This window comes from Clostridium sp. AF34-13, from assembly GCF_003477845.1.
Lineage (GTDB): Bacteria > Bacillota > Clostridia > Lachnospirales > Lachnospiraceae > Butyribacter > Butyribacter intestini.
Map to the genome: position 1 here is coordinate 1 of NZ_QUEB01000010.1, position 26236 is coordinate 26236.

16 protein-coding genes and 7 tRNA genes are annotated in these 26236 nt (G+C 36.5%); 19 read left to right on the top strand and 4 right to left on the bottom strand.

Annotation, left to right across the window (positions count from 1 at the left end; genetic code table 11):
• Positions 1-123: 123 nt before the first annotated feature.
• The 10 genes from DWZ63_RS09410 (at position 124) to DWZ63_RS09455 (ending at position 5321) form a co-directional block, all read left to right on the top strand.
• Positions 124-197: transfer RNA gene (locus tag DWZ63_RS09410), tRNA-Asp, on the top strand.
• A gap of 8 nt (positions 198-205) precedes the next feature.
• A tRNA-Val gene (locus tag DWZ63_RS09415) sits at positions 206-278 on the top strand.
• Between the two features lie 10 nt (positions 279-288).
• Positions 289-361, top strand: a tRNA-Thr gene (locus DWZ63_RS09420).
• Positions 362-388: 27 nt separating this feature from the next.
• Positions 389-470, top strand: a tRNA-Tyr gene (locus DWZ63_RS09425).
• 47 nt (positions 471-517) lie between these two features.
• Positions 518-591 (top strand) — tRNA-Met (locus tag DWZ63_RS09430).
• A gap of 23 nt (positions 592-614) precedes the next feature.
• A tRNA-Phe gene (locus DWZ63_RS09435) sits at positions 615-687 on the top strand.
• Between the two features lie 27 nt (positions 688-714).
• A tRNA-Lys gene (locus DWZ63_RS09440) sits at positions 715-787 on the top strand.
• 370 nt (positions 788-1157) lie between these two features.
• Positions 1158-2084: a DUF6512 family protein gene (locus tag DWZ63_RS09445; protein ID WP_118499679.1), complete on the top strand. Its 927-nt coding sequence runs from the start codon at positions 1158-1160 to the stop codon at positions 2082-2084.
• A 481-nt stretch (positions 2085-2565) separates the two neighbouring features.
• On the top strand, positions 2566-4005 hold the full coding sequence (locus DWZ63_RS09450) for a hypothetical protein (RefSeq protein ID WP_118499681.1): 1440 nt from the start codon (positions 2566-2568) through the stop codon (positions 4003-4005).
• A gap of 368 nt (positions 4006-4373) precedes the next feature.
• Positions 4374-5321, top strand: coding sequence for an ROK family glucokinase (locus DWZ63_RS09455; protein WP_118499683.1), 948 nt, complete (start codon positions 4374-4376; stop codon positions 5319-5321).
• A 186-nt stretch (positions 5322-5507) separates the two neighbouring features.
• Here the strand turns inward: DWZ63_RS09455 and DWZ63_RS09460 are convergent, their stop codons facing one another.
• The 3 genes from DWZ63_RS09460 to DWZ63_RS09470 are packed head-to-tail and all read right to left on the bottom strand — an operon-like array spanning position 5508 to position 8251.
• On the bottom strand, positions 5508-6857 hold the full coding sequence (locus tag DWZ63_RS09460) for a GHKL domain-containing protein (protein ID WP_118499685.1): 1350 nt from the start codon (positions 6855-6857) through the stop codon (positions 5508-5510).
• A gap of 41 nt (positions 6858-6898) precedes the next feature.
• The gene (locus tag DWZ63_RS09465) at positions 6899-7642 is read right to left on the bottom strand and encodes a LytTR family DNA-binding domain-containing protein (protein WP_118499687.1); all 744 of its coding nucleotides are present in this window, start codon (positions 7640-7642) and stop codon (positions 6899-6901) included.
• 21 nt (positions 7643-7663) lie between these two features.
• The gene (locus DWZ63_RS09470; protein WP_118499689.1) at positions 7664-8251 is read right to left on the bottom strand and encodes an accessory gene regulator B family protein; all 588 of its coding nucleotides are present in this window, start codon (positions 8249-8251) and stop codon (positions 7664-7666) included.
• 291 nt (positions 8252-8542) lie between these two features.
• Between DWZ63_RS09470 and DWZ63_RS15705 the strand changes: the two genes are divergently transcribed.
• From DWZ63_RS15705 to DWZ63_RS09510, 9 genes are all read left to right on the top strand, one after another.
• Positions 8543-8707: a hypothetical protein gene (locus DWZ63_RS15705; RefSeq protein WP_022014132.1), complete on the top strand. Its 165-nt coding sequence runs from the start codon at positions 8543-8545 to the stop codon at positions 8705-8707.
• A 316-nt stretch (positions 8708-9023) separates the two neighbouring features.
• The gene (locus tag DWZ63_RS09475) at positions 9024-10019 is read left to right on the top strand and encodes a hypothetical protein (protein ID WP_118499691.1); all 996 of its coding nucleotides are present in this window, start codon (positions 9024-9026) and stop codon (positions 10017-10019) included.
• A 310-nt stretch (positions 10020-10329) separates the two neighbouring features.
• Positions 10330-11076, top strand: coding sequence for a LytTR family DNA-binding domain-containing protein (locus DWZ63_RS09480; protein ID WP_118499693.1), 747 nt, complete (start codon positions 10330-10332; stop codon positions 11074-11076).
• Positions 11073-12344, top strand: coding sequence for a GHKL domain-containing protein (locus tag DWZ63_RS09485; RefSeq protein ID WP_118499695.1), 1272 nt, complete (start codon positions 11073-11075; stop codon positions 12342-12344). Before DWZ63_RS09480 ends, DWZ63_RS09485 begins: the two co-directional genes overlap by 4 nt.
• 244 nt (positions 12345-12588) lie before the next feature.
• Positions 12589-15189 (top strand): bacterial Ig-like domain-containing protein, encoded by a 2601-nt coding sequence (locus DWZ63_RS09490; protein ID WP_055946256.1) that lies wholly within the window; start codon positions 12589-12591, stop codon positions 15187-15189.
• Between the two features lie 66 nt (positions 15190-15255).
• Positions 15256-15723, top strand: a complete 468-nt coding sequence (locus DWZ63_RS09495) for a hypothetical protein (RefSeq protein ID WP_055946259.1) — start codon at positions 15256-15258, stop codon at positions 15721-15723.
• Positions 15724-16121: 398 nt separating this feature from the next.
• Positions 16122-19565: a PD-(D/E)XK nuclease family protein gene (locus DWZ63_RS09500; protein WP_118499697.1), complete on the top strand. Its 3444-nt coding sequence runs from the start codon at positions 16122-16124 to the stop codon at positions 19563-19565.
• A 1-nt stretch (position 19566) separates the two neighbouring features.
• Entirely contained in the window at positions 19567-23424 is a 3858-nt protein-coding gene (addA, locus tag DWZ63_RS09505; protein ID WP_182431483.1) for a helicase-exonuclease AddAB subunit AddA, read from the top strand.
• Between the two features lie 140 nt (positions 23425-23564).
• Complete coding sequence (locus tag DWZ63_RS09510; RefSeq protein WP_055946268.1) at positions 23565-23921, top strand: hypothetical protein; 357 nt, start codon at positions 23565-23567, stop codon at positions 23919-23921.
• A gap of 105 nt (positions 23922-24026) precedes the next feature.
• Here DWZ63_RS09510 and DWZ63_RS09515 read toward each other — a convergent pair whose 3' ends face one another.
• Positions 24027-25988, bottom strand: coding sequence for an NAD(+) synthase (locus DWZ63_RS09515; RefSeq protein ID WP_118499701.1), 1962 nt, complete (start codon positions 25986-25988; stop codon positions 24027-24029).
• Positions 25989-26236: the final 248 nt, after the last annotated feature.

Here is a 26236-nt window from a genome sequence, read left to right on the forward strand (position 1 = left end):
GCTGACTGTCACTAATAGGTCGAGGGCTTGACCAAAGGAACGAGGATTCTTCTTGCAATCGAAAGGAAGTCGAAATATTCAATATACAGTTTTGAAGGTATCAGGTTTTACCTATACTAGAATGGCCTGGTGGCTCAGTTGGTTAGAGCGCCGCCCTGTCACGGCGGAGGTCGAGGGTTCGAATCCCTTCCGGGTCGTTTAAGTTGGGATCTTAGCTCAGCTGGGAGAGCATCTGCCTTACAAGCAGAGGGTCACAGGTTCGAGCCCTGTAGGGCCCATTTATTTTTTGCCGATGTGGCTCAATTGGCAGAGCAGCTGATTTGTAATCAGCAGGTTATCGGTTCGAGTCCGATCATCGGCTTACACAATTGAATATTTGTTGTGTTATGGGCGGATTCCCGAGTGGCCAAAGGGGACAGACTGTAAATCTGCTGCTTTATGCTTCGATGGTTCGAATCCATCTCCGCCCATTTACCTAAGTTGATAAACCGCAGAGTTTACCAAAAGGATTTAATGACGCGGGATGGAGCAGCTAGGAAGCTCGTCGGGCTCATAACCCGAAGGTCACAGGTTCAAATCCTGTTCCCGCTACTTAGATAATTATTTATCTATATGCCCAGATAGCTCAGTTGGTAGAGCAGAGGACTGAAAATCCTCGTGTCGCTGGTTCGATTCCGGCTCTGGGCATTGAGGTAAAAACCTCATATTTTAGATGGGATACTAGCTCAGGTGGTAGAGCACTTGACTTTTAATCAAGTTGTCGGGGGTTCGAATCCCCCGTGTCTCATTGAAATAATAAAAGTAAAAAAGGACTTATTACGATTTCGTAGTAAGTCCTTTTTTTATCGATCTAATATGTTGCCGTACATAATGTACTAAGCTTATATATTTTGTTAAAGATTTTTAGAGATAAATATTAAAAAAAAGAAGCTTTATAACAAAGACTTCTTTCCAGTGTGTAAAGAAATCACATTACATATAATAACAATTACTACATACAATATTTATTAGAAACTTTGTTGGAGATTTTATAAAAGTTATTCTAGTAAACAACTTATAAATAATAAAATACATATTAAAAGCTGTTAAGAGCTTAACTTATCTGTTGGAAGCTGGAAATATGATTTAAAAGTTTAAAAAGTTTGGAGACAAATTGTATGTTGATGGATAATAAAAAAAGTAATTTGAGTATTAGTTCCAATAAAAATTCTATGGCAGAAAAAAAGATAACAGGAAAAGAAAAAGAGGACAAGGAAAATATTAAGGAAAGTGAAAACATAAAAGAGAAGAAAAATACAAATAAGTTTGAAAACATGAATAACAAGAAAAATACAAATGAGTTTAAAAATATAAAAAACAGTGAGAAAGTAAAGAAATATAAAAATATAAATGAAATTGGGGATATAAAAAAGAAGAAAAATAATAAGGATATAAATGAGTTTGAAAGTATAAAAGAGTTCTACAAAAAATATGTTGTAATAGGATTTTTTGTTGTTGGGATATTGGGAACGCTGTTTCATTTTGTGTATGATTGGTCGGGTCAAATGTGGTTTGTTGGATTGTTTGTACCTGTTAATGAGTCAACATGGGAACATATGAAGCTGTTGTTTGTACCTATGCTTATTTATATTATGCTTGGCAATCTGTATATTAAAAGACAGGAATTTATGCAAAGTAAAAAATATAAGGAAAAAAACAGAAGTAATAATATCAAGATAAATAGGGATATATATGGTTACAATGCGGAAATAGTAAATGACAGGCAAGATAAAAATAATGAGCTGCATCAGATAGGATATACAGGACTGTTTGGAAATATATTCGGTACATGGAGCATACCGTTTTTGTTTTACGGATATAAGGGAATACTCGGCTTTGAAATTGCATGGGTAGATATAAGTACATTTTTTGTTGCTGTCTTAATTGCGTTTGCAGTGCAATATCATGTGTTGATATATTCATATAAAAAACAGACACAAAATTGTGGAAAAACAGTGTTGATTGTTAATCTGGCACAGCTTTTTGTCTTTGTATTGTTGACATATCATCCGCTTAATCTGGGGATTTTTATAAGTCCGGTGTAAAACTTGAAATAAGGCTGTTATTATATATGGACAAAAGTAAAAAGTTTTCATTGTTTAAAAGCAACAAGGTAAAGTAATTATTATATAAAGACAAAAATAAAAGGCAGTTATAATATAAAGATAAAAATAAAAGGCGGTTATAATATAAAGATAAAAATAAAAGGCAGTTATAATATAAAGATAAAAATAAAAGGCAGTTATAATATAAAAACAAAATCTAAAAGTTGAAATATGATAAAAAAACAACTAAAAGCTGTTACACTTAAAGACAACAACCAAAAACTGATATTTTAGTGGCAGAATGTGTTTTAGGTATGTTATAATGAGTATGTTTATGTGGAAGTTTTTATTAAATCTGATTGATGGGCGATAAAATATATATAGAAATAGTGATAGATATAGCCCTAGCAAAGCCATATGCTTCAACATATGGGAATGTCATATAATAAATATCAGAGAATAAAAAGAAATGAGGAAGTTTATGGAGAGTTTAAAGAGAATTACTTTAAATCCTGCTAAGTGCGGTCTTGACTTAGGGGATGGTAGTGAGCGAGCCGAATATGTAAATCAGGATTACATATTGAATGTGCTCGGCAGACCTCACAGAAATATTGGGATTATGTACACCTATTATCCTAAGGATAAGGAATGGCCTCAGAGGATAAGTGAGGCTTGCAAGGATATGGAAATTCATTTTCAGTGGGATTATCCGTATGACGATTATTTCCCTTACCTTGGTGGCATTGGCGGCAGTATGGATGGTGAGCCGTTTACTTTTATGCGTGATATAAGGAAGCACGGACAGGATGTTGCACTGACACTTACGATTGACTGTTCTTTGGAGGATGAATATCTCAGGCAGATTGCAAAGGAACTTAGAACTTTTGGAAGAATGAGACTTCGTATAAACCATGAGTGCACAGGTGACTGGTTTGCACACAATCAGAGATTTTCATATCAGGATATTGGTGATTTTTTTGTAAGATTTGCAAAGATTGTCAAGGAGGAAGCTCCAAATGTATCTATTGTGTATTGTGGAGGTTCAGTTACAAGTCTTGATGATGATGCACCTATCCAGTACGAGAAGGAGTTCACGGAGGCATACAAAGTGGCGGATTACTGGTCAAATGACTGTTATCTTGCACTTCATTACGGCTGGCCGTTTGATGTTTGCGAGAAAGGCGGAGACAGCTATGCAGTGACACCGCTTGATACATTTGTGGAAAGGCTTGAAAAGACTTCAAAGCGTCTTACAAAGGTTGCTGACAATGTATGCAAACCTCTTGTTATATCTGAGTTTAACACGGATGGAGATGTGACAGGTCCGAGACGACAGGGTGAGTCAATTAAGAGATTTGTTGAAAGAATAAAATCGGATGATGCGGATTGGTTTGATGGTTTTTCTATGTACCAGTTTAGAGACAGAGGACGGCTTGGTCTTGAAATCGAAGATCCAAACAATAAATCTGTTGGAATAGCACAGCCGTTACTTAAACAGTATCAGGAAATTTTGAAAGACCCTTATTTCCAGCCGGTTATCGAGGAAAAAGATAAGTTGGAACTCCCTGCAAAGATGCGCTGGGGCGGTTCTGAGGACGCAGACGGTGTTGCCATTGATATTAAGATGGAAGGAAATCCGGAATTTTTTGAGATTACTTTTGAAGAAGAACTTAATATCATGATGGAGATAAACGGAAAGTGGTTCTATAAAGCACCTGAGACTAAGACAGTTGACCTTATGCCTGCGTTCTTTGATTCGGAGGTAAAAGATGGACAGGTTCTTACATTGAAGATGTTTGCACCACCGGCAACAGGTGAAAATGACGAAAGTCAGGGCGATGACTGGGCAGTTAATTATTATACTGAGATGAAAAAAATGCCTGAACTTCGTATCAGATATGAGGCTGTCGAGGAGTTATAATAACCGGTTTCAAATTTTATCATAGTAAAATATAAATAAAGCTGCAATTTAAAGTAGTGGTATAACAAGAGTATGAAAATATAAAAAATACAAGTAATATTGTAAAGAGATTAAAGTGCTGTTGTAAATTATATAGAAACAATGTTTTAGTCAATAAGTTGCAACTCTATAAATAGGTGCAGATAATTTTTAGCGGTTGCATTAAAGGTGTGAATAGTACTGATATTTAAATTGGTATATAAGTATTACGAGTAATAAGCAGTAAAATGTAATATAAAAATAGTAAAAAATTATATACATAATAACTAACGGTGATTAGAAAAAATTGTATTAAGAAAATATTGTAATAAAAAGAAAGGTGGAACAATATGACAAAGTATATTTATGGAATTGATATAGGTGGAACTACGGTCAAGATGGGACTTTTTGACGAAAAGGGCGATATGCTTGAAAAGTGGGAAATTGTTACCAGAAAAGAAAACAATGGAGAAAATATTCTTCCTGACATTGTGAAGTCTATTAAGGAAAAGAATACAGAGAAATCTATTGAGACAGACGATATTCTCGGTATTGGCATGGGTGTTCCGGGTCCTATAACTGAGGACGGACGAGTTCTTAAGTGTGCAAATCTCGGCTGGGGGATTTTCTCGGTTGCAGATGAGATGAGTAAACTTACCGGAGTTGAGAAAGTTAAGGTTGGTAATGATGCAAATGTTGCAGCTCTTGGTGAGCAGTGGCGTGGCGGCGGACGCGGTTTTGACAATATCGTTATGGTTACGCTTGGAACAGGTGTAGGTGGTGGAATTATTATGGATGGCAAAATCCTTACCGGTGAGAATGGAGCTGCCGGTGAGATAGGTCATATAACTGTAAATCCTAAAGAAACTCTTACCTGCGGATGCGGATGTAAGGGTTGTCTTGAACAGTACAGTTCGGCAACAGGTGTTATAAGAATGGCTAAAGAGCGTCTTGAAGCGTCTGACAAGCCGTCAGAGCTTAGAAAATTTGCTGCCGATGAAATAGGTGGCAAAGAGGTTTTTGACGCTTATAAGGCAGGAGACGAGCTTGCAGCAGAAGCAGTAAATGAGTTTGCTATATATCTTGGAATGGGACTCGGAAATGTAGCTTCAGTAGTTGACACACAGGCATTTGTAATCGGTGGAGGACTTTCTAAGAATGGTCCTGTAGTTATCGACATTGTTAAAGAGCAGTATAAGAAGAATGTAATGTTTGCACTTAAAAATACAGAGTTCAGACTTGCGGAGCTTGGAAATGATGCTGGAATGTACGGTGCAGTACGCATGGTACTCCAGTAATTTTTGGTAAAGAAAATTATTGAATAAAATTTAAAATAAAACACGAAAGTCTATGAAAAACTTTGTAAAATTCATGAATTTTACAAAGTATGAATGCAGATAAACATTCCCACGACTCTAGTGCATAGAGTATTAGGCAGTGGGGAAAGGTGTTACTTATGCAGACAAAAAACAGACTTTCGTGTTTTAAAAATTCTCAGGTATATTTAACTTGCGTCTAAGTTCAGTATCAGTAATTATAGGATAGATTATTATTGTTTCAAAAATCTCAGATTCGGTATAACAACTATAAACACCCTTGTACTTATCCGAAGTGTTTATGATATTGGTAATTCCATAGCCGTGGTAATATTCATTTGGGTCGATTTTTTTCTCTTTTTCGGCATCTACGGCAACGCGGGTGTTTTTGACATGAACGACAAACTGAAAGTCATCTGTATATAGATCTATATTGATATGCCTTGAGTTTGCATTCGTTATTTTTCTTACGGCATTAAAACTGTTATCCATAAGATTTCCAATAATTATACAAAGGTCATAATCCTTTACGGGAATTGTTTTTGCGTTAATTTTAATATTTGTGTTAAGTTGTATGCCCTCGGCTTTTGCCATGTTAATGTAATTGCTAATAAATGCGTCAATAACAAGATTTCCGGTATTTATGCGGCTATATGAGTTCTCGATATCAGCTACAGATGTATCAATGTAATTATCAATGTTGTCGAGTGTGTTGTTTTTTATGCAGTCTTTTATATAGAAAAGGTGCTTTTTTGTGTCGTGAACAACGCTTCTTGTTGCTTTGTAGGCAGAAGAAAGCTGATTATATTTTTCAGTCTGAAAAAAAAGCTGTTTTGTTATAACTTTTTCGTGTTCTTTCAAAAATATTACCTGTACTATATTGTTTAATAGAAAATAATTAACAATATTTAGTATGATAAGCATAAAATAAAATATCAGCAATCTGTATTGATTTGACTTATCGAGAACCTGTGAAATAGGTGTTGTGATGTACAATATAAATGATATGACCGGAGTTACAAAAACAGAGAAGTTGTAGGTCATATTTTGCGATACGGATTTGCGGTTAAATAAAATCTTAAGTCCTAATATAAAAATAAAGGATAAGATATTAGAAATAAAATTTACATATATGTCAGTATAGTCAGCGTTAGTCTGTATGATATGCTGAAGATGAGGTAAAATAAAATTTACTGACAATCCCTCGATTGCACCAAGAGAAATATGGTAGCTTATTGATATGAAAAATCTTGATGAGAGTGATGCAGTATAATAAAATGACAGTATAAAAGTGGATAATATACTTATAAATGAATTTAATATTATCTTTATTATGGAATATACATTTAAAAAGTTAAGCAGATTAAAAATGCTAAATGATTCTATGACGATAAATCCAAGCAGATATAATACAAATGGAATTTCTTTTTTGCGTTCTTTATAAAATACGGTAAAATACAGTATTAAAAGACATATGTCGGATATGCCTATAAGTGCTAAAAACATAAAATTAAACATAAAAACCTCATTTCTTAACAAATTATTTTAAAATAACCAAATCAGTTGAAGATATTTAATGTCTTTTTGGCAAAGAAACTGCGAACCTGTTTTTGATAGTGTCTGCTGAGAGGGAGAGTGTCTCCATTTGTCATGATTAGAGAGGTTTTCTCGACAATATGGATGTGGTTCAGATTGACAAGTGTGCCGCGGTATGGTGTCAAAAAATGTGTTTTACCGAGTTTATTTTCCCATTCATTGATTGTTCCATTGCAATAAACATCATCATTTTTTAGAATAAAGTGCAAGGCATTTTTTTCAGTTTTAATTGCTTCTATATAAATAATGTCATCCGTATTTACAATGATTTTTTGGTGTGTATTTGTAGGAATTATTATCTTGTGTATAACAGAGTCCTCTATGGATTTGATTAGTTTTTTTATTATTATGCAAAAATCGTTGTAGTTGAGTGGCTTTGAGAGATAATAAAAAGCCTGGACATCAAAACTGTCCTGCATATATTCAGGATAATGGCTGACAAATACGATACGGACATTTTTGTCACCGAGCATACGGATTTTTTTGGCGAGCTCAATACCTGTGATTTCAGGCATTTCAACATCAAGAAATAAAATATGATATGTCTCAGGTTTTGTATAAGCAGAAAGAAGTTCTTTTGCAGAGGTGAACTTGTCTATCTGAAATGAATAATCTTTCTCTGAGTCAATATCATAGGTTTTGAGGTAGTCTGCAAGTATTGTTGTATATTCAGGTTCATCATCACATATTCCAATTTTTAAGAGCATAGTTTTAATCCTTTCATCAATTCAAATGTTTGTAGTCTTTTTTTCTAAAATATAACCTGCTACAATATTTATTAAATTTATCAACATACATATGGCAAGTGTTCCGTATAATCTTTGCAGGTTGTGTAAATAAAAAAATATGTAAAGTATTGTTAAGATAACGCAGAACAGCAGGCAGCGTTTTTTTAGCGAACTTTTTCGCTCAGGAGTCATAGGTCTGTTTTTGGTGCCGACAGGGGATAAAACAGCTATTACAGACAGTGATATTGCAAAGGCAGCAGTCCATTGCCATGTAAGTGCGGAGGATATTGCACCTGAATAAAGCACAAATACAAAGGTGATAAGTGAAAGTATGGCACACCGTTTTGGAGTGGATGCATGAAATCCGCCGCCGAAAGAGCGAAGTGGTGTAAAAACAGCCAAAAATATAAGTGTTTCAGGCAGTTTGTGTGAAAACACACCATATAAGACTGCAAATATAAACAGGAAAAACAATTCTATAATATAGTCAAGACAATAAGAATAAATAGGAATTTCCTGCTCGGAGATTATATTATTGGCAGATAATGTTTCAGCAATAGATGAACTTATTTTTTTTGATATAATCATTTGTTCCTCTTTTCTGTTAAAAGTATAACTCAGATTTTGTTATTTCATTATAAAACATTTTTATATAAATAACTATAGAATTGGACTGAGAGGTCAAAATTGGGGTGTGAGAGGTAAATTTTTATGAAAAAATGACCAAAAAACTCAATTTTTTGCATTTCAGTCCTGTATTTCGACCTCTCAGTCCTAATTTCGTTCACAACTCATTTTTTGTGGTATAGTTAAATTACATTGGAAAACGGTTGAAAAAAGTTTCCTGATGAAATTTTAAAGAAAGGAGAAAAATGAACTATGAAAAAGACTTTTTCTGATATTGTCGTAAAGTACGGCACAGCTATATGTGCATTGGCAGTAATGGTTGCACCTGTAGCAGCAAGAAGCTGTAAGCTTTTATGGTATGAGTCTGAACAGCCTGACGGTTTAGACAAGTTTGTGGCAGAACATACTGAAAAATAATAAAAATGATGCTGTTTTATTAAAAACATCGTTTTTGCAAAGCGTTGTATAATTGGGTACCGGGGAATAAAACGGCTCTCTCACTCTTTACTCTACCCGGGGGGTGAGAGAGTAAATGATTTAATTGGTGGAATCAAAAAAGAGTTTTTGAAAAAATGATTGTATAAGGCGAATATATGTGGGAAGAGGGATTGCTATGAAATTATATCAAAGCAGTCCTGTTTTTTTTGCTTGAACTAAAATAAAAATTTTATGCATCATTTTGGATGGTTGTATCGTTATTATTTATAAATGGTAATAAGGGAGGCGGATGGTTATGAAAAAAATTATTGTTAATCTGGTTTTGATTTTGGCTTTCGTTTGTGGATTTAGTACGGTGAGGGCAAAGGCATATTCTGTTGAATTGGTGAAGAATGGTATTTATGCAAAGTATATTCCGGAAAATGTTATGAAAAATGCACCTGTTTTGTTTAAAAAGAATGTTGATAAAGTTATGAAATATTATGAAAAGCATAAAAATGAAAGCGATTATGATTTTTTGCAAAAAGTACCATTAGCTTATAAGGATCTGCATGATGCGGTAGGAGATTTAAAGGATAATGACAAAATTGTTATCTGTAATCCTTTTATAATTTATGATATTAACGATGAGGATGAAAAATATACCGGCTACACATATTATTTTGTGGTAAAGAAGAATAATGAGAAAGTGAGTTTGTTTACTATTTATGTGGAGGAGGGCAAAATTAAATTTGATTATGATAAGATCTGGGACAAATATACCGGTATGAAAAATAAGATAACTGACAATACTTTGTTTTATTGGATGAATGGAAAGATATATGCACAGACAAAGAATAAAAATGAGATGGTATATGATGGCTCCGGTACCGGTGGAGTATTAATGGGTGGCTCAGGGGATAATCTGGTAGAACATTCGGATGTTAAATATATCAAATTTAAGAAATTAAGCTATGATGAAAAGAAGAAGATAATAACTAAATATTTAAAAAATACGGCAAAAATATCCGGCAGGAATGGGAATAGTTCCGGTGACAAGAAAAGTAAATATGTATGCGGAAATGGAACTTTATCAGAGAAAAATGGGACTAATGCGGATGATGACTTGGATTTAGAGGACGAGGTAAGCGATGATAATAATCAGAGGGCTGGAAAAATAAACACCTGCTATAATGGAGCTGGCAGGGGAAATAATGGGACAGATGTAAAAAAAACAGTTGCAGCGGCTGTTGGAGCTGTTGCTGTTGTGATTGTGGCAGCAGGAATTTGTTATAAAAGAAAGAAGCGTTGAGATAAAAGGCTATTCTACCATAAAAAGATAATCAGCAATTCATTAAGCGGGCTTATGCATTGCTGATTATCTTTTTATGGCTGAACTGTTACAGTAGTTTTGTAAAATTTATATATTAGGTATTTTCATTTTTGGTCTTTTGTTTTATCATTAAATCGGTATCTTTATTGTCTGGTTGACTGTTTTTAGATTGATTTAACACTATAAATAAGTGAATACACAAGTAGTGTTATGGGAAAATAGCAGAGTGGATTGTGGATATCTGCTTGAATTATACCAAAGACAAGAGAACATAAAATGGAGGATTCAGATGAAGATAGCAATATGTGATGATGAAATATCAGTATTAAACGAAATAAAGAGTTTGCTGGCTGAATATTGCAAAGATTACGACAGAGAGATTAGCTGCGATGTGTTTCAAAGTCCTCTTGAACTTTTGACGAAAATGGAACAGAGCGGATGTTATGATGCGTTGTTTTTAGATATTCTTATGAATGATGATAACGGAATAGAGGTGGCTCGTGAACTGAGAAAGACCGATAAGGATGTCAGGATTGTTTTTCTGACTTCGTCACCTGAATTTGCGGTACAGTCATATACAGTGGGAGCGTTTTATTATGAATTAAAGCCGGTGAGACGGGAAAGCTTTTTTAAGCTTATTGATAGGTTGTATTCTGAGTGGGAGAGGGAAAAAGCAGAGTTTTTTATTGTCAAATGTGATAACGGAATAAATAAGATTGATATAAGAAATCTTGAATATTGTGAGGTGGTAAACAGGGCACTTGTGATATGTCTTGCTGACGGTACAAGTTTAAAAAGTACGGCAAAGATAACAGAGATTGAGGAAAAGCTGGGAAAATTTGGATGTTTTATCCGTCCGCATCGCTCGTATCTTACTAATTTGAGATATATAGAAAACATATCTCAGAAAAATATAATAATGAAATCAGGAGCAAAAATTCCTATACCACATGGAAAATATACTCAGACAAAAGAACGATATTTGGAATATGCGTTTGAAAATGAATCATTTACAAATGTGGGAGGAAGCGTATGAGTGAGTTGATTACGCTGATAAATTACATAGCCGTGAGTATATTTGGGAGTATATTGTCGGCTGCTTTTTGTGGAATCGGAAAAGAAAAAAAGCAAAGAAATCTAATTGTTTTTACTGTTGGAGTGGCTCTTATAATAGAAGGAATAGTTTATTATTTTTATGGAGAAAGGGTTGTTCATGAGTTTTATCCGATTTTTGCACATATTCCGCTTGTGATAGTATTATGGGTTATAACAAAACGCTTTTTGAGCAGTCTATCTTCGGTGCTGACTGCTTATTTGTGCTGTCAGTTCAGGCGGTGGCTGGCACTTTTGTTTACATTTGCCTTTAAAAATAGTGATGGGTTGCTGCCGATAGTGCAGATTATCATAACTGTTCCGTTTTTGATTTTATTATTAAAATATGTAGTTGCATCCGTGAGAGAGATGATTATGCGTCCGGCAGCAGAGATGTGGACTTTTGCCATAGTGCCGATAGTTTATTATCTGTTCGATTATTCAACGGTTGTATATACGAAGCTTTTGTATGAGGGGAGTTATATTGTTGCTGAATTTATGCCGACATTTTCATGTCTGTTTTTCCTTATTTATGTCAAACAGAGTACAAAACAGGAAAAGACCAGATACAGACTGGAGCAGGAAAAGAACGCATTTGAGATGCAGGCAAAACAGTCTGTTAAGGAGATTGATTTTTTGAGAAAGAGTCAGGAACAAGCGGCTGCACACAGACATGACCTGCGTCATCATATGCAGTATCTTGCTTCATGCATAGCAAATAATCAGAATAAACAGGCATTGGAATACATTAATTCAGTGTGCAAGGAGATTGAAGCACAAAAAGTTGTTGATTATTGTCAGAATGAGACGGCAAACTTGATATTGACAGCATATGCACAGCGTTTTGAAAAATCAGGTATCAGTTGTGAAATTAAGTTTGTGCTTGGCAGGGATATCAGGATTTCATCTGTCGATATGTGCATAATTCTTGCAAATGCACTTGAAAATGCGTTAAATGAATGCAAATTTCTTATGACGCAGAATATTTCAACGGAGATAAGCGTGAACGGATATGAAAAGGATAACAGGATTTTTATACAGATTTCAAACACCTGCCGTCAGAATGTGTTATTTAATGATGGTATGCCTGTCACGAAGGCAGAGGGACATGGTGTCGGTACTAAAAGTATATGCTCGGTTGTGAATAAATATAACGGAATGTGTTCTTTTAATACAAAGGGAGATATGTTTATCTTAAGGGTAGTGATATAAAGGCAGCAGTTTCAGTATGTAAAATATTGAGACTGCTGTTTTTTTGTCGTTTATGCGTGTTTTTAGGTCGATTTAACCGCATTTTGGGGCGATTCACACATATTGTCACAATAAAATGATGCCGGGTAGTATAATAACTATAGCGTTGACAGAGCCAAAATTAAAAGATGCTTTCAGGCGAAAAGGAAAATATGAACATAAAAAAGGGTTTAATCAATAAATAACTGAAAGAGAGGAAATGCCTATGAACAAAACAAAAAAAACACAAAGAAAGATACTTGCGGTTATATTAAGTTTAAGTATGATGCTTTCTATGACTGCTATTTCTCCTAAAAAAGCAGATGCTTTTATGAAAGCAGATGTAACGGAAATCAAATCATCTGATATGTCTGAACTGTTGAGTCATTATTGGGATTACAAGCTTGAGGATAATAAGCTTACTATTAATCTGACTGACACAGAGGCTGAGAAAAATGTCAAAGCAGCGATTGCCGACGGTGCAACTAAAGCATATTATCAAGCGGATTTGGATTTATACATAGATAATGTAGCAACAGGAACATCCACCGCAAAACCATTAACTTCCAGAAATTTTGATGGAAATACTTGTAACATATCGCAAGATGTTTCAAGTATTGCTCAAACTATAAACACTCTTACTGTCAGTGTAAGTTTGGTGACGACGACTAAAGTAGGTTTAAAAACAACTAAAAAAACAACTCTTTGCTATAATTTTCCTATATATCTTGAAAAGGAAAACGGAAAAATCTCAATCTATTCTCCATACGGTGCAGCCGCAGTTAAGGCTTTGGAGGACTTTAATGCAAATTATAAACCTGAGAATTATCTTAAGACAAGAACATTCACAAATATTGCCAGCAAGTCATTTGAGAAGATTGTTGAAAAAGCAAAAGAACTTACTAAGGACTGTAAAAACGATGGCGAGAAAATTAAGATTATCCATGACTGGATATGTACGAATGTAGCGTACAATTATCCGGCTATTCAAGGTACAACAAGTGGAAATACTACTGATATTGATACATCCTATAAGTATGGGGAAAAATATGGAATTGACAGAGCATTTGAAGATGGACTTGCAGTATGTTCAGGATATGCCTCACTTGGCGAGCTTATGTTCCGTGCAGCAGGTATCCCAAGTATGTGTATCGAGGGAACAGGAGGTGCATTAGATGATGGCACTGAAAATAAGTCGAAGTTTGATTGCAATCATGAATGGAATGTTGTATATTACAATAATTCATGGCATTTTATGGACCTGACATGGGATAGTCCGAATGTTTATTATGGTAAAGGCGATAGTAGAAATATTTCCGGAAAAGCACCGTATTATACATATTTTGGGATACAGGCAGAATTGTTCGGAGTTTCTCATTACCAAAGACAGATATTTGATGACGCAGAAGAGGTAACCGGTATAAAAGTTGTCAATCCGAGGACACAGTATTTTGTGGGTCAAAATCTTGAAAAGAACAGCGAAATAGAACTTACAGTTGAAAATAATAAAAAGACCTGGTATGGAGTTAAAGAGAATGCGGCATATAGCGGATATGACTTGAGTAAACCGGGTAAACAGACTGTTACGGTCAGATATATGGGGCTTGAAACAACATATGATATTGAAGTGCTCGAAATGGATCATATCAAGGTTGTGCCAAGCGAAAATACAACATATCTTATAGGAAGTAAATTAAAAACTGATTTTAAATTATATGTTGTAGCAAAAGACGGTAAAGAAGTTCTTATAAAAGATACAAACGCTGAAAATACATATGTTACCTGCAGCGGTTATGATATGAACAAGGAGGGTAAGCAGACCGTTACGGTTTCTTATAAGGATTTAACGGCACAGTATGATATTAATGTAGTAGATGCAAAAGAAATCAGTGTTGAGACTGACGAGACACCGGTTTATCCATATGGGACTCAGTTCAAACCAAACTTTAAATTATATGTTACTAAGTCGGACGGAACTAAGCAGTTAGTTGAAAACGGAACTTCGCTTGCCACTTGTACAGGATATGACCTTAGCAACTTAAATAAAGTGGGTGAACAGGAAGTAACGGTTACATATCTTGGATTGACTGCAAAATACAAGATAAAGGTGGTATTAGCAGTTGGGCTTGGCTGTGTTGCAGCAAATAAGTCTTTTGAACAGGGACAGGAACTCGACACTACCGGAAATAAAGTATATTATGTATTGAAAAACGGTGAAGAGCTGATGGTAAATAATGCGGATGTTACTTACAGTGGTTATGATAAGAAAAAGACCGGCATACAGAAAATTACGGTAACTTGCAATGGACTTACTACTTCATATTATGTTACTGTAAAAGCTAAGAGTGAGCCAACGGCAACTCCTACAGTAAAGCCAACGAAAAAACCGACGGCTACACCAAAAGCAACAGCAACAGTAAAACCGACGAGAACACCATCTGTTACAGCTAGTGCAAACCCAACGACAGCACCGGATGATGATGCGGCTGCGACAAAGAAACCGACAAAGAAACCGACAAAAACATCGTCTAAAAATCCTAAAGGAACAAAAATAGCAAAGGTAAAAGCGGGTTCTAAGAAACTTGTTGTAAAGGTAAAAGCACAGAAAGTTAAAACAAACGGTTATCAGATAAGATATTCTTTGAAGAAAAACATGAAAGGTTCAAAGACGATAACATTGACAAGAAATACCAGAACATCTGCAACTATAAAAAAATTAAAGCGTCGCAAAACTTATTATATACAGGTTAGAACATATCGTAATATTGGCAAAAAGAAATATTACAGTACATGGTCTAAGGCAGTTGCTAAAAAGACATTGAGGTAGGGAGTAATAAACTTCTTTCATAACGCATATATATTTAGTAATAAGATTTAATTTATGGGGGTTGCTATGTCGAAAACAAAAATTGTGGTTTTGCGTATGAAAGAAGTTGTATATACGGCTGTGTTTGTTGGAATAGGTGTTTTGCTGCTGATAGTTTTGTTTTTTATGTTTGGCAGACAGAATTCGCCTAAAAGTGAAAGTACACAGAGTACCATAAACAACGAAAGCAGTACATATAAAAATGATGCAATATATAGAGCGGGAATTTATGAGAGCCAGTTTGTAATAGGGGAAAAAACAATAAATCTCGAAGTTGCCCTTGATGAAGAACAGGTTAAATCTGTTAAAGTCAAAAATTTAGATGAGTCTGTTGAGACTATGTATCCGCTGATGAAATCGGCAGTTAAAGATGTGTCAAAACAGCTTTCGGCTGGGGTGTCGATTGATGAAGTTGTTTTATCAAAAAATTCCATGTACACGGAAAAGCTTATTTTGGATGCGGTAAAAGCGGTACTTGATGAGCAGAGATTGTAGGGAATTTGAAAATATTTGGGGACGGAATTTGTGAAACTTATAGGATTGTAAGAAATGTGCGGATAGAACAATAATTTCTATATCCGCACATTTTGTTTGTTTTTATGAGAGTATCGCAAATTCCTGTTATAGCAGACATACAATTTTTTTATTATTTACTGAACTGATATAGTTTTTTGTAAATGTAAGTCTGTTGACTTGTATTTTATGTTATACTTAGATATAAGATTTTTTATTTGTTTTGGATAATTTATTTAATGACTATTAAAAAACTCAAATGTGTAATATAGTTGAATTTTATGATTTATGTCATTTATAAATTTAATGCAAGAGTACGAGTTATCTTGCCACGCAAATTTGTGATATATTAATGTTTATACAGGAGAAAGGATAACGGGATGGCAGTTCAGTTTATTTTTGGCGGTTCGGGCAGAGGTAAGACTTATTTTTTACAGCATAAGATTATGGAGGAGGCTGTGAACAATCCTAAAAAGGATTATATTATGATAGTGCCTGAGCAGTTTACCATGCAGACACAGAAAGATATGATAAAGATAAGTCCGGGGCACGGCATTATGAATATTGATGTGCAGAGTTTTGTAAGGCTTGCATTCAGAGTGTTTTCGGAGACAGGTGCGGGAAATTTGCCGGTGCTTGATGACCTTGGAAAGATTATGATATTGAAAAAAGTGCTCGGACAGAAGAAGGACGAGCTTAAATATTTTGGAAGAAATATAAATAAGGACGGCTATATTTCGGAAATCAAATCGTTTATGTCTGAGCTTATACAGTATGGTGCTGATGAGGACGAGATAGAACGGATGATTAAGGCTTCTGAAAAGAAACCGGTTCTTAAATATAAATTGCAAGATATGTCTGTGGCTTTTAAGTCATTTAAGGAATATATTGAAAAGAACTATATTACTTCTGAGGAACTTCTGAGTGTGTTTGCCGATGTTATTTCACAGTCAGAACTTCTTAAGGGGGCTGTTATATGTCTTGACGGCTTTACAGGTTTTACACCACTTCAGTACAGGCTTTTGCGTGAGCTTATCAAGACGGCTGAAATGGTCTATGTGACGGTGACGGCTGATGACAGGGAGTCGGTTATAAATAAAGGAAAAAATTATCAGTTATTTTTTATGAGCAGAAAGACTGTTCATAATATAAGGCAGATTGCGAGTGAGACAGGTGTTGAGGTTTTGGATGACATATGGACGGGAAAAGAGATAAGTCAGACAAGATTTGGTGAGTCGGAGGAACTTGAATGGCTTGAACGCAATCTGTTCAGGTATCCGTATAAGAGATACAATAAGAAAAATGAGGTTTCTGATATAAGCTGCCATGTGCTTAAATATGCCGAGGACGAGGTTGATTTTGTAGTTCAGAAAATAAAAGGACTGCTTGTCGGCGGCTGTCGTTACAGGGATATTGCCATTGTTGCAGGAAGTCTTGAAACATACGGAAGCATTATCGAACACTCAATGAAAAAGGCTGGGATTGCCTGCTTTGTCGACCAGAAAAGAGGTGTTCAGTCGAGTGTGCCGGTGCGTGCCATAGATGCACTTTTGCAGATAATAATAAAAGATTTTGCTTATGAGGATGTGATGGACTATCTGAAAAGCTGTCTTTCGTGGACGAGTGACAGTCAGAATGATATTCTTGATAATTATCTTCTGGCTACGGGAATCAGAGGTTTTAAATCGTGGAACAGGGAATGGAACACGGCATATGCCTACAGAAGGATGACTGACGAGTCAAAAGATTTTGCAAACGGAGTTGTCGAGAATGTCAGGCTTGGTGTTCTGGAAAATCTGTCAGAGCTTTATGAAAAAACGGCAAAAGGAAAGCATACGGTCAGAGAATATGCGGCATCATTGTTTGAGTTTTTTGAGAGACAGCATTTTTATGAGAAGCTGATGGAATTTGCTGACGAATACGAAGAAAATGAAAATTTTGATATGGCGAGTGAGTACAGACAGCTTTACGGCATGGTGATAGAAGTATTTGAAAAACTTGTCTCGCTGATGGGTGATGAGGAAATGTCGCTAAAGGAATTTAAGGATATTCTTGATGTTGGTTTTTCGGAGGCAAGGATAGGAGTAATTCCGCCGGGGATAGACCAGGTTATGGCTGGTGATATGTCGAGAACAAGGATTTCAAATATAAAATACTTGTTTCTTGTGGGTGCTAACTCTTCAAATATTCCAAAGGGTAATGGAAGCGGCGGTATTATTTCGGAGTCGGAGAGAAATTTTCTTGCGGAAAATGAATTTGAACTTGCACCGACGGCAAGGCAGCAGGTATATACGGAGCAGTTTTATCTTTATTTAAACCTGACAAAGCCATCAAAACACCTATATATAACATATTGCGACAGCGAGAGGGACGGAAGTGTAAACGAGCCGTCGTATATTATTTCGAGGATAAATAAGATTTTTCCGTCAGTAAGTGTCAAATTTGAGGAGCGAAAACAGAGCGAAGAAAATGCTTGGTCTGATGATGAGGGAAAGAAATATCTTATCGCAGGTCTTAGAAATGGAGATTTTTCTGATAAAAAATGGCAGGAGATATATAATTGTTATTTTGACTCAGAGGAGAATAAAAAAACGCTTGATAACATATTGACAGCGGCTTTCTTTAAGGAAAACAAGAGCAGTATTTCCAAAAAAATCGCAAAGAGCCTTTATCCTGAAAATCTCAGAGGAAGTACATCACAGCTTGAGAGATATGCGGCTTGTGCATTTTCGTATTTTATGCAATATGGACTTAAACTTCAGGAGAGACAGGAACACACCATTGAAGCCTATGATATAGGAAATATTGTTCATGATGCACTTGATATGTACACTAAGATACTTCTTGCAGGAAACAGGAGATGGCAGGATGTTGATAAAAAAGAGCAGGAAAAGATAGCAGGCGAATGTGTGGAGAAAGCGGTAAGTCTTTGTAAGGACGGTATTATGAGAGATACGAGCAGAAATCAGTATATGATAAAGCGTATTCACAATGTTGTTAATAAGACGATATGGGCGATTTCAAAACAGATGGGTCAGGGAAGTTTTGACACTATTGAGAGTGAGCTGATTTTTGAGACTGTAGGAAAAGCCAAAGAAACAGATGAGGAACTTATAAAACTTGTGGGAAAGATTGACAGACTCGACGGATTTTCGGACGGTTCAAAGGACTATGTGAGGGTTGTCGATTATAAGACAGGAAACAAGGAATTGTCGCTCAGTGAACTTTATTACGGACTTCAGATGCAGCTTGTCATTTATCTTAAGGCGAGCATTGATAAGAAATCTAAGGCTGAAAAGATAGTTGTGCCTGCGGGTATGCTCTATTACAGGATAAAAGACCCTATCTTAAATGAAAAGGTTACGCCTGAAAATTTTGAGCAGAAAACTTTGGAATCGCTTGCGATGAACGGGCTTGTAAACGGAGATTTTCCTATGCTTGAGGGAAGTGACAGAAATCTTGAGCAGAACAACGGCGTGTACCAGCCTGATTATGTGTCTTCCGTAAGCAATATTGAAACCGGGAAAAAAGGTCAGCTTAAGAAAAGCTCAGGTGTCACAAATACAGATTGTCTTAATGAGCTTATTAAATTTACGGAGAAAAAAGTTGTGGATATGTCAGAGGAGATACTTGACGGAAAAACACTTGTAAATCCGTATAAGACAAATGAGTCACAGCCAAAATCAGCCTGTATGTATTGTGCGTTCAGGAGCGTGTGCAGATTTGACAGCAGGCTTTATGGCAATGATTATAGGGTGTTTGAAAAATTGTCGGATGATGATGTTATGAGAATTATTCATGGGGAACTGTCGGAGGAGGAATGATATGGGCGATACAAGATGGACGGATGACCAGCAGAGAGTTATTGATGCGAGAAATTGCAATCTTTTAGTTTCAGCGGCGGCTGGTTCGGGCAAGACTGCGGTGTTAGTTGAGCGAATTATAAAAATGATAACTGATGAAAAAAACAATGTGGATATTGATAGATTGCTGGTGGTTACCTTTACAAATGCGGCGGCAGTAGAGATGAAAACAAGAGTGGGTGAAGCTATAGAGAGCAGGCTTCTTGAAGAACCTGACAATGAACATCTCCAAAGACAGGCTTCGCTTCTTCATAATGCACAGATTACGACAATGCACAGTTTTTGTCAGTATGTCATAAGAAATTATTTTCATGTGATAGATATTGACCCTGCTTTTAAGGTTGCAAATGAGAATGATATGAAGATTGCTCAGAGTGAAATTCTTGCTGAGCTTATCGAACAGCGTTATGAAACGGAAAAAGATAATGAAAATTCAGCGTTTCATCTATTTTCAGAAATGTTTGCTCACGGCCGTGATGACAGCAAGATTGAGTCGATTGTGCTTGAATTATATGGAAAAGCCATGAGTTACCCGTGGCCTGAAAAGTGGCTCAATTCGATTACGGACATATATAAATGTGAGAATGTGCAGTCACTCGAAAAGACTAAATGGATAGGCGAGCTTGTAAGTTATGTTAAGGAGCTTGTAAATTCATACAAATTACTTGCCGAAAAAGCAATAAAAATATGTGATGAGCCTGACGGTCCGGCAAAATACAGAGCAGCTTTTGAGGATGACATAAGGCAGTTTGATGATATATGCAAGGCGGAGAATTTTGAAGAATTGTCGGCGGCATTTGGAAAAGTTTCAAGGATGGATAAGGGCAGAATTACAAAGAAAGACAATGTCGATGCAGAGAAAAAGGACATGGCAAGTGCGTTCAGGGACGCTTATTTTTCAAGTCAGGGAGGAATGATAAAACTTCAGGAGAAATTTTTCAATAAAACTTTGGAGCAGCAGATACAGGAATTAAATGAGATGGCACCTGCCGTGGAGGAACTTGTTAAGCTGACGATTGATTTTATCCATGCGTTTGCAAAGCGAAAAAGAGAGGACGGGGTTATTGATTTTAATGATATGGAGCATTTTGCCCTTGCAATACTGACGAGTGAAAATAAGGAAGGTGAGGTAGTTCCGAGCAAGGTGGCAGAAGAACTCAGGGAGTATTATCAGGAGATAATGACGGATGAGTATCAGGACAGCAATTATGTTCAGGAGCTTATACTTACCAGCATTTCGGGAGAGCCTGCAACAGCTCCTTATATGTTTATGGTAGGTGATGTAAAGCAGAGTATTTACGGTTTCAGGCTGGCAAGACCGGAATTGTTTATGAACAAATATAACAGCTACAGTCTTGAGGGTGGAACAAAGGAGCATAGAATTGATTTAAAGCAGAATTTCAGAAGCAGGGCTTGTGTGCTTGAAAGTTCAAATGCTGTCTTTGAGAAGATAATGAAGCCGTGTCTTGGCGGTGTTGAGTATGACGAAGCGGCAAGACTTGTGCCGGGGCGGGTTTACGAGGAGACAGACAAAAAAACGGCAGAAAAAGCGTCAATTATTCTTATTGACAAAAAAGCAGATAATGACGATGGAATGATGGACAAAGAGCTTGAGGCCGCAGCAATCGGAAATAAGATAATTGAGATGGTGCAGGGTGAAAATCCTCTTTATGTATGGGGAAAACAGGGTTATCACAGGGTTACATACAGCGATATTGTAATACTTTTAAGGAGCGTTCAGGGTTGGACAGAGCCGTTTCTTGAAACATTGTCTGATATGGGAATACCAGTGTCGGCAGGCACGAAAGCAGGATTTTATGAGTCGATAGAAATTCTCACAATGACAAATCTGCTCAGGATAATAGACAATCCGAGACAGGATATACCGCTTGTGTCAGTGCTTCGCTCGGTCTTTGTGGGACTTAGTGATGATGAACTTGCGGCGATAGCCGTAATGCCGAGGACTCTTGATTATTGGGATGCAATGAGCCTTTTTGTAAAGACAGTGAGAAAAGAAGACGGCACAGAAAAGTATATGACAAATATAGTTCTTGATGAAAAAGAAGCAGATGAGCTGGCAGACAGACTGGAAGATTTTATGGATAAATTAAATTATTATCGTGAATTGGCAAAAGAACTTCCGGTCGATAAGATAATACAGACAATTTATGATGAAACTGATTTTTATGATATTATGTCGGCAATGCCGGCGGGCGAAAAGAGGGCGGCAAATCTCGATATTTTACTGGGACAGGCGAGGGATTATGCAGCAAACGGGCAGCATGGAATATTTAAGTTTACACATTTTGTCGAGAATATAAAAAAGGCGGCGCTTGATATTGGAGAAGCATCGGTAAACAATGAGAGCATGAACGCAGTAAGGATAATGACAATGCACAAAAGCAAGGGACTTCAGTTTCCGGTTGTATTTGTGTCAGGACTTGGAAAAAGTGTAAATCTCATGGAGGCAAACGACAAGGTTATAATAAATTCGGACTATGGTGTCGGAACTGATTATGTAAATCTTAAACTTATGTACACCGAAAAAAGTCTGTTCAATAATTTCCTCAGAAGCAGGATAAAAGTTAATGCACTTGCCGAGGAAGTAAGAATGCTTTATGTTGCGATGACAAGAGCCGAAGAAAAACTGTTTTTAACCGGAGTGTCTGCAAATATTCTGCAGGGAAACATGGGAGCAAGAGGAGAGGGAAAAAAGAAGATAACGACATGGAAAGAAAAAGGGCAAAACCTTGAATTTTCGGGACTTTTGTCACTTACAAAGCACATAGACATGATAATGGCTGCGATAGCTGACAGACCTGTTTTTAAGGAGTGCATAGAAGAGCTGGAATCTGAAAAAGTGTATGGAACAAATGATGAACTTTTTGACCTTGAGGTGGTATCAGTCAATAATATTGTAAGCGTATCAAAGGAAAACCATGAGATAGCAAAACAAAAAGAAAAAGAACTTATAAACTGGGATGCGTCAAAAGTTTATGATAAAGAAATGAAAGATTATATAGCACAGAACTTGGAATTTTCGTATAAATATGAAAATGAACTTGGAATACCTGTTAAAGTGTCTGTATCTGAACTTAAAAGAATAGCGATGGAAAAACTTGACGAGTTTAATGCTGGAGATGTTGAGGAAAATCCGGTAAGAGAGGAGGAAATTTCGCTTTTTGACGGCTTGCATGAGGAGTGTTCATTAGACGGTAAAAATAATGAGAATGTAGCAGAAAGCAAATATGCAGATATACCACGGCCTGACTTTATGAAAAAAGAGGAAGTAAAGACGGGTGCCGCAAGGGGAACACTCTATCATCTTGTTATGGAACATATTCCGTATGAAAGACTTGACAAAGATTTTGACTTTGCACTGTTTATTGAAGAACTTGTGCAGGGCGGTTATATGACCGAAGAAGATGCAAAAGCGTTGAATGTAAAGAAATTTGAGTGGTTTGCAAAGAGCAGATTATGCGGCAGGATGAGGGCGGCAGCAGAAACAGGGGAACTTAAAAGAGAGCAGCCGTTTATGATAGGAATACCCGCAAATGAAGTATATCCTGACAATAGTGACAGTGATGAGCTTATAATGATTCAGGGAATTATTGATGCATTTTTCTATGAGGGCGAGGATATAATACTTGTTGATTACAAGACAGATTTTGTCATGAAAGGACAGGAAGAAAAACTGGTAGAAAGGTATAAAACACAGCTTGATTACTATGCGAGAGCGATAGAGAGTGTAACCGGTAAAAAGGTGAACGAAAAGATTATTTATTCATTTTCGCTTGGGAAGACGATAGAGGTGGAGTAGGTGGGATACTCCACCTCTATTAAATCGGTGGTATTGTTCATATTTATATATTTACGCATGAAGCAAACTTTCCGAAGTATAATGAGGATGAAAAATTATTACAGGGGCTTGTAGATGAATTTAAGGAAATATGTGTTAAAATGGAAGAACTGACACATCAGGGTAAAATGACCGAACTTGAAAACAGGATAATAGTAGAGCTGTCAAAAAAAGTAGTTGATAATATAGCAAGGAAGTATGAGAGAATAAGGAAAGGAGTTGAAGGAATTATGGGAGGAAAAGTAATAGAGACAGAAGCGAAGAAGATGTATAATCGTGGCATTAGTGAGGGAATATTACTTGGCGAAGAAAATGGAAGAAGCGAAGGAATTATTGGAGCAATCGGAATATTAAAAGATTTGAATATGTCTGAAAGTGAAATAAAAAAACAGATTATAAAAAAGTTTAGTTTAAGTGAGGATGCGGCAGCAAAGTATTTAAAGGAATGTTCAAAGTAAAATCCAATTAAAATACCCCCCGTGTAATGTAAAGTATATTTTTTTACATTACACGGGGGGTATATTGGTAAAGAAATGTTTTAATAATTACCTTTTCCAAGTCAGTTATAACTCTTTTTCAAGTGTTTCTATATCCTTTATCCACATATTGACTGATGCATCACTAGGCATACGCCAGTCACCTCGCGGAGAGAGTGCAACACTTCCGACTTTTGGCCCGTCAGGCAGGCATGAGCGTTTGAACTGCTGTGCAAAGAAACGCCAGTAAAATGTTCTGAGCCATTTATATATGGTTTCTTTGTCGTAGTCACCGTCAAATGTGTATTTTGCAAGGCGGTATATCTTTGACGGAGTGTAGCCAAATCGCATAATATAATATAAGAAGAAATCGTGCAATTCATATGGACCGACAAGGTCTTCTGTTTTCTGTGCGATTTTTCCGTCTTTGTCAGGCGGAAGAAGTTCAGGGCTTACAGGAGTGTCGAGTACATCCATAAGTACATCGTGAAGCTGTTTGTCAGGTGTTGTTTCGGCATAATACAAGACAAGGTATCTTACAAGTGTTTTTGGTACGGAGCAGTTGACACCGTACATTGACATATGGTCACCGTTGTAGGTTGCCCATCCGAGTGCAAGCTCTGACATATCACCTGTTCCTATTACCATTCCGTTTAGCTCATTGGCAAGGTTCATAAGGATAAGGGTACGCTGTCTTGCCTGAGAGTTTTCGTAAGTTACATCATGGATTGAACTGTCATGCCCTATATCCCTGAAATGAAGATTAACTGCTTCATGAATAGGTACTTCTTTTAGTGTTGCACCGATTTTTTCGGTAAGGATGCACGCATTCTGGTAAGTTCGGTCGGTTGTTCCAAAACATGGCATTGTTACTGCACAGATGCCGCTTCTGTCAAGGCCGAGCATATCAAAGGCTTTTGCTGTAACTAAGAGTGCAAGTGTTGAGTCAAGTCCGCCTGAAATACCGATTACGGCTGATTTACAATGTGTGTGTTCAAGTCGCTTTTTTAATCCTTTTGCCTGAATATTAAGTATTTCGTCGCATCGGCGGTCACGGTCATTTTTATCATTAGGTACAAATGGTGTTTTCTCAAAGTGACGGGTGAGAGTTGTGTCGCAAATGTTTTTAAATTCAAATTCAGCTACCTCATATCCGTTTGTTTCAGGATCATTGATGGTAAAAGTGGACATTCTCCTGCGTTCGCTAACAAGTCTGCCAAGATCAATCTCGCTTATTGTCATACCGTTTTCAAAGCGTTTTGTTTCAGAGAGAATACTTCCGTTTTCGGCTATAAGATTGTGTCCTGCAAAGACGAGGTCTGTTGAGGATTCGCCCTCACCGGCATCTGCATAGATGTAGCCGCTAATAAGTCGTGCTGACTGGTTTTTTACGAGTTCACGCCTGTAAAGGTCTTTGCCTGTTGTTTCATCGCTTGCTGAAAGATTTGCGATAACGGTCGCTGATGCCATGGCATGATAACATGATGGCGGAACCGGCATCCATAAATCCTCGCATATATCTATGCCTATGACAAGTTCCGGGAGATTTTTTGCTTTGAACAGCAGATTTGCACCAAATGAGACAAATGAGCCGGAATCTTCTAATTCATAACCAAGTTCAGGTATATCTATATAAGAAACTTCTTTAGGTCCGACTGCAAAATGCCTTGCTTCGTAAAATTCTGAATAATTCGGAATATGTTGTTTTGGAACGAGTCCGAGCAGTGTGCCGTTAAATACTACAGCGGCGACATTGTAAAGTTTAAAATTATTAAGAAATGGCAGTCCGACTATTGTTACCATATCAAGATTTTCAGATGCCTTGATTATCTTTTTCAGACCGTCAAGCGAGCCTTTGAGAAGAATATCCTGTAAGAAAAGGTCATTACAGGTATAACCTGATATTACAAGCTCAGGGAAAACGGCAAGTTTTACATCAAGTTTATGAGCTTCAATCATTGCTTTTATAATGTTTTCTGTATTAAAATCCGTATCACCGACTCTTATGTCAGGGGTGATGGCGGCAGCTTTTAAAAATTTATCTTTCATTGTTACCTCCGTTATTTTAAATTACATTAAGTTCTTTTAAAATGGAATCATGGTGGTGCAAAGGTGCTTTGCACAAACCATATGCAATATAGTGTATTGCAAATAAATTCGCAACCACACATAAAAAAGTATAACACATTATGGAAAATTGGGGGGGATAAAATGTTATCGTAATTTAGATAAAAAAATAAGAATCGCCTGGAGTGACGATTCTTAAGGAGAAGGTATGAAAAAAATTTAAGCACTAT